Source organism: Neisseria elongata subsp. elongata (assembly GCF_900113545.1).
GTDB lineage: Bacteria > Pseudomonadota > Gammaproteobacteria > Burkholderiales > Neisseriaceae > Neisseria > Neisseria elongata.
Genome location: NZ_FOPS01000021.1, coordinates 1 through 6000 on the forward strand (window position 1 = coordinate 1; position 6000 = coordinate 6000).

At 50.3% G+C, this 6000-nt stretch carries 1 protein-coding gene, 2 tRNA genes and 3 rRNA genes; all 6 read right to left on the reverse strand.

The window, feature by feature from the left end:
- Window positions 1-32: 32 nt before the first annotated feature.
- On the reverse strand, window positions 33-362 hold the full coding sequence (locus BM261_RS11960) for a ComEA family DNA-binding protein (protein ID WP_074898583.1): 330 nt from the start codon (window positions 360-362) through the stop codon (window positions 33-35).
- A gap of 250 nt (window positions 363-612) precedes the next feature.
- Window positions 613-726 (reverse strand): 5S ribosomal RNA (rrf, locus tag BM261_RS11965).
- Between the two features lie 93 nt (window positions 727-819).
- Window positions 820-3711, reverse strand: a 23S ribosomal RNA gene (locus tag BM261_RS11970).
- Window positions 3712-4065: 354 nt separating this feature from the next.
- Window positions 4066-4141: transfer RNA gene (locus tag BM261_RS11975), tRNA-Ala, on the reverse strand.
- A gap of 49 nt (window positions 4142-4190) precedes the next feature.
- A tRNA-Ile gene (locus BM261_RS11980) sits at window positions 4191-4267 on the reverse strand.
- A gap of 57 nt (window positions 4268-4324) precedes the next feature.
- A 16S ribosomal RNA gene (locus tag BM261_RS11985) occupies window positions 4325-5865 on the reverse strand.
- Together the 16S, 23S and 5S rRNA genes with 2 tRNA genes alongside form the textbook arrangement of a ribosomal RNA operon.
- Between the last annotated feature and the right edge of the window lie 135 nt (window positions 5866-6000).

The window sequence follows — 6000 nt, forward strand, 5'->3', positions numbered from 1 at the left end:
GCGGCCTTTCTTCCGAAGCGAATCGGCCATCCCTACTTAGCCGCATTTTTCCCTGCTGCGGGTTGAGCGGCAGGTTTCACTGCTGCGGGTTTGGCCGTTTTAGCCGGCGCAGCAGTACCGACCGTTGCCTCATCCTTCAACTTACCGAAGATACCCTCACCGATACCCTTCACCTTCTTCAAATCCTCCACCGATTTGAAATGACCGTTTTCCTTGCGGTAATCCACAATTGCCTGAGCCTTTGCCGGACCGATCCCGGGCAAAGCCTTCAACTCCTCAACCGTGGCCGTATTGATATTGACGGCCGCCAAAGCCAAAGCCGTAACCGCATAAGACAACAAACCGAACAAAGCCTTTTTCATACCTGCTCCTTTCTTGAATCAAACGCCAAATCACACCTAATTATCCAGCCAAAATTGCAAGATAATGCCGAATCATAAATAAAAAACAAATACCTGGCAACACATTGGCCACACCACCGAAACAAATTCCCATCCGAAGAATCAAACCGTCATAACCTTCTTCAGCAACCTGTCTATATTAGATAGGGCAAAAAACACGTATGAAAGAGAGAAGCCCTGACGAATAAATCATCAGGGCTTCGAAATAAGTGTTTGGCAGTGACCTACTTTCGCATGGAAGAACCACACTATCATCGGCGCTGAGTCGTTTCACGGTCCTGTTCGGGATGGGAAGGCGTGGGACCAACTCGCTATGGCCGCCAAACGTAAACTGTACAAATCGGTAAAGCCGATAATCAATGATAGGTAATGACTGAATCAGTCAGTAAGCCTTTATATTTGAAGTTCTTCAAATGATAGAGTCAAGCCTCACGAGCAATTAGTATGGGTTAGCTTCACACGTTACCGCGCTTCCACACCCCACCTATCAACGTCCTGGTCTCGAACGACTCTTTAGTGCGGTTAAACCGCAAGGGAAGTCTCATCTTCAGGCGAGTTTCGCGCTTAGATGCTTTCAGCGCTTATCTCTTCCGAACTTAGCTACCCGGCAATGCCACTGGCGTGACAACCGGTACACCAGAGGTTCGTCCACTCCGGTCCTCTCGTACTAGGAGCAGCCCCCGTCAAACTTCCAACGCCCACTGCAGATAGGGACCAAACTGTCTCACGACGTTTTAAACCCAGCTCACGTACCACTTTAAATGGCGAACAGCCATACCCTTGGGACCGACTACAGCCCCAGGATGTGATGAGCCGACATCGAGGTGCCAAACTCCGCCGTCGATATGAACTCTTGGGCGGAATCAGCCTGTTATCCCCGGAGTACCTTTTATCCGTTGAGCGATGGCCCTTCCATACAGAACCACCGGATCACTATGTCCTGCTTTCGCACCTGCTCGACTTGTCGGTCTCGCAGTTAAGCTACCTTTTGCCATTGCACTATCAGTCCGATTTCCGACCGGACCTAGGTAACCTTCGAACTCCTCCGTTACTCTTTGGGAGGAGACCGCCCCAGTCAAACTGCCTACCATGCACGGTCCCCGACCCGGATTACGGGTCTGGGTTAGAACCTCAAAGACACCAGGGTGGTATTTCAAGGACGGCTCCACAGAGACTGGCGTCTCTGCTTCTAAGCCTCCCACCTATCCTACACAAGTGACTTCAAAGTCCAATGCAAAGCTACAGTAAAGGTTCACGGGGTCTTTCCGTCTAGCAGCGGGTAGATTGCATCTTCACAACCACTTCAACTTCGCTGAGTCTCGGGAGGAGACAGTGTGGCCATCGTTACGCCATTCGTGCGGGTCGGAACTTACCCGACAAGGAATTTCGCTACCTTAGGACCGTTATAGTTACGGCCGCCGTTTACTGGGGCTTCGATCCGATGCTCTCACATCTTCAATTAACCTTCCAGCACCGGGCAGGCGTCACACCCTATACGTCCACTTTCGTGTTAGCAGAGTGCTGTGTTTTTAATAAACAGTCGCAGCCACCTATTCTCTGCGACCCTCCAGGGCTTACGGAGCAAGTCCTTAACCTTAGAGGGCATACCTTCTCCCGAAGTTACGGTATCAATTTGCCGAGTTCCTTCTCCCGAGTTCTCTCAAGCGCCTTAGAATTCTCATCCTGCCCACCTGTGTCGGTTTGCGGTACGGTTCGATTCAAACTGAAGCTTAGTGGCTTTTCCTGGAAGCGTGGTATCGGTTACTTCATGTCCGTAGACATTCGTCGTCACTTCTCGGTGTTAAGAAGACCCGGATTTGCCTAAGTCTTCCACCTACCGGCTTAAACAAGCTATTCCAACAGCTTGCTAACCTAACCTTCTCCGTCCCCACATCGCATTTGAATCAAGTACAGGAATATTAACCTGTTTCCCATCGACTACGCATTTCTGCCTCGCCTTAGGGGCCGACTCACCCTACGCCGATGAACGTTGCGTAGGAAACCTTGGGCTTTCGGCGAGCGGGCTTTTCACCCGCTTTATCGCTACTCATGTCAACATTCGCACTTCTGATACCTCCAGCACACTTTACAATGCACCTTCATCGGCCTACAGAACGCTCCCCTACCATGCCAGTAAACTAGCATCCGCAGCTTCGGTTATAGATTTGAGCCCCGTTACATCTTCCGCGCAGGACGACTCGACCAGTGAGCTATTACGCTTTCTTTAAATGATGGCTGCTTCTAAGCCAACATCCTGGCTGTCTGGGCCTTCCCACTTCGTTTACCACTTAATCTATCATTTGGGACCTTAGCTGGCGGTCTGGGTTGTTTCCCTCTTGACAACGGACGTTAGCACCCGCTGTCTGTCTCCCGAGGAACCACTTGATGGTATTCTGAGTTTGCCATGGGTTGGTAAGTTGCAATAACCCCCTAGCCATAACAGTGCTTTACCCCCATCAGTGTCTTGCTCGAGGCACTACCTAAATAGTTTTCGGGGAGAACCAGCTATCTCCGAGTTTGTTTAGCCTTTCACCCCTATCCACAGCTCATCCCCGCATTTTGCAACATGCGTGGGTTCGGTCCTCCAGTACCTGTTACGGCACCTTCAACCTGGCCATGGATAGATCACTCGGTTTCGGGTCTACACCCAGCAACTCATCGCCCTATTAAGACTCGGTTTCCCTACGCCTCCCCTATCCGGTTAAGCTCGCTACTGAATGTAAGTCGTTGACCCATTATACAAAAGGTACGCAGTCACACCATAAAGGCGCTCCCACTGTTTGTATGCATCAGGTTTCAGGTTCTATTTCACTCCCCTCCCGGGGTTCTTTTCGCCTTTCCCTCACGGTACTGGTTCACTATCGGTCGATGATGAGTATTTAGCCTTGGAGGATGGTCCCCCCATATTCAGACAGGATTTCACGTGTCCCGCCCTACTTTTCGTACGCTTAGTACCACTATTGAGATTTCGAATACAGGACTATCACCCACTATGGTCAAGCTTCCCAGCTTGTTCTTCTATCTCAACAGCTATTACGTACAGGCTCCTCCGCGTTCGCTCGCCACTACTTGCGGAATCTCGGTTGATTTCTTTTCCTCCGGGTACTTAGATGGTTCAGTTCTCCGGGTTCGCTTCTCTAAGTCTATGTATTCAACTTAGGATACTGCACAGAATGCAGTGGGTTTCCCCATTCGGACATCGCGGGATCATAGCTTTATTGCCAGCTCCCCCACGCTTTTCGCAGGCTTACACGTCCTTCGTCGCCTATCATCGCCAAGGCATCCACCTGATGCACTTATTCACTTGACTCTATCATTTCAAGAACTTCTCTGACTTTGCCTGGTATTCCGTTGACTAGAATATCAGACTTGAATTTCCTACTCTGATAAAGCTTACTGCTTGTTGTGTCTTAATCCCGCCTTTTGTCTTTCGGGATTAAGTCGATACAATCATCACCCAAATACTGTACCTGTTTTTCTTTTCCTATTTAGGAGACAATTCACCGTTTGTGATCGGTCAATTATCAAAAACAGACACATTGTCTTTGTTTGTTGATTTCGGCTTTCCAATTTGTTAAAGATCGATGCATTCAACATTGCTATTTACTTTGCAAATTAAAAGAAGCTGTACTCTCATACAACCTGTTTTAATTTGTAAATTATTTGGTGGAGGCAAACGGGATCGAACCGATGACCCCCTGCTTGCAAAGCAGGTGCTCTACCAACTGAGCTATGCCCCCAGTACCTCGGCCTCCGGCCTAATCAGCCTTCTTTGCCTTGCGGTCTGCATGGTGGGTCTGGTAGGACTTGAACCTACGACCCCACGCTTATCAAGCGTGTGCTCTAACCACCTGAGCTACAAACCCTTTGTGCTGCATCTTCGATTACCGATAAGTGTGAGTACCTAAACCCCTTTTCTCTAGAAAGGAGGTGATCCAGCCGCAGGTTCCCCTACGGCTACCTTGTTACGACTTCACCCCAGTCATGAAGCATACCGTGGTAAGCGGGCTCCTTGCGGTTACCCTACCTACTTCTGGTATCCCCCACTCCCATGGTGTGACGGGCGGTGTGTACAAGACCCGGGAACGTATTCACCGCAGTATGCTGACCTGCGATTACTAGCGATTCCGACTTCATGCACTCGAGTTGCAGAGTGCAATCCGGACTACGATCGGTTTTATGAGATTGGCTCCGCCTCGCGGCTTGGCTACCCTTTGTACCGACCATTGTATGACGTGTGAAGCCCTGGTCATAAGGGCCATGAGGACTTGACGTCATCCCCACCTTCCTCCGGTTTGTCACCGGCAGTCTCATTAGAGTGCCCAACTGAATGATGGCAACTAATGACAAGGGTTGCGCTCGTTGCGGGACTTAACCCAACATCTCACGACACGAGCTGACGACAGCCATGCAGCACCTGTGTTACGGCTCCCGAAGGCACCCTTCCGTCTCTGAAAGGTTCCGTACATGTCAAGACCAGGTAAGGTTCTTCGCGTTGCATCGAATTAATCCACATCATCCACCGCTTGTGCGGGTCCCCGTCAATTCCTTTGAGTTTTAATCTTGCGACCGTACTCCCCAGGCGGTCGATTTCACGCGTTAGCTACGCTACTAAGCAGTCAAGCTGCCCAACAGCTAATCGACATCGTTTAGGGCGTGGACTACCAGGGTATCTAATCCTGTTTGCTACCCACGCTTTCGAGCATGAACGTCAGTATTATCCCAGGGGGCTGCCTTCGCCATCGGTATTCCTCCACATCTCTACGCATTTCACTGCTACACGTGGAATTCTACCCCCCTCTGACATACTCTAGCTACCCAGTTCAGAACGCAGTTCCCAGGTTGAGCCCGGGGATTTCACATCCTGCTTAAGTAACCGTCTGCGCTCGCTTTACGCCCAGTAATTCCGATTAACGCTCGCACCCTACGTATTACCGCGGCTGCTGGCACGTAGTTAGCCGGTGCTTATTCTTTAGGTACCGTCAGCAGAAACGGGTATTAACCGCTCCTTTTTCTTCCCTAACAAAAGTCCTTTACAACCCGAAGGCCTTCTTCAGACACGCGGCATGGCTGGATCAGGCTTGCGCCCATTGTCCAAAATTCCCCACTGCTGCCTCCCGTAGGAGTCTGGGCCGTGTCTCAGTCCCAGTGTGGCGGATCATCCTCTCAGACCCGCTACTGATCATCGCCTTGGTAGGCCTTTACCCCACCAACTAGCTAATCAGATATTGGCCGCTCGAATAACGCAAGGCCCGAAGGTCCCCTGCTTTCCTCCTCAGAGCGTATGCGGTATTAGCCAATCTTTCGATTGGTTATCCCCCATTACTCGGTACGTTCCAATATATTACTCACCCGTTCGCCACTCGCCGGCAGTAGTGCAAGCACTACCCCGCTGCCGTCCGACTTGCATGTGTAAAGCATGCCGCCAGCGTTCAATCTGAGCCAGGATCAAACTCTTATGTTCAATCTCTAACTTATAACTTCTGGTCTGCTTCAAAGAAACCGACAGAATAATGTTCAAAACATCATCTTGTCTGTCTTCTAAACAGTGTGAGGCCTAAGCACTCACACTTATCGGTAATCTGTTTGTTAAAGAGCA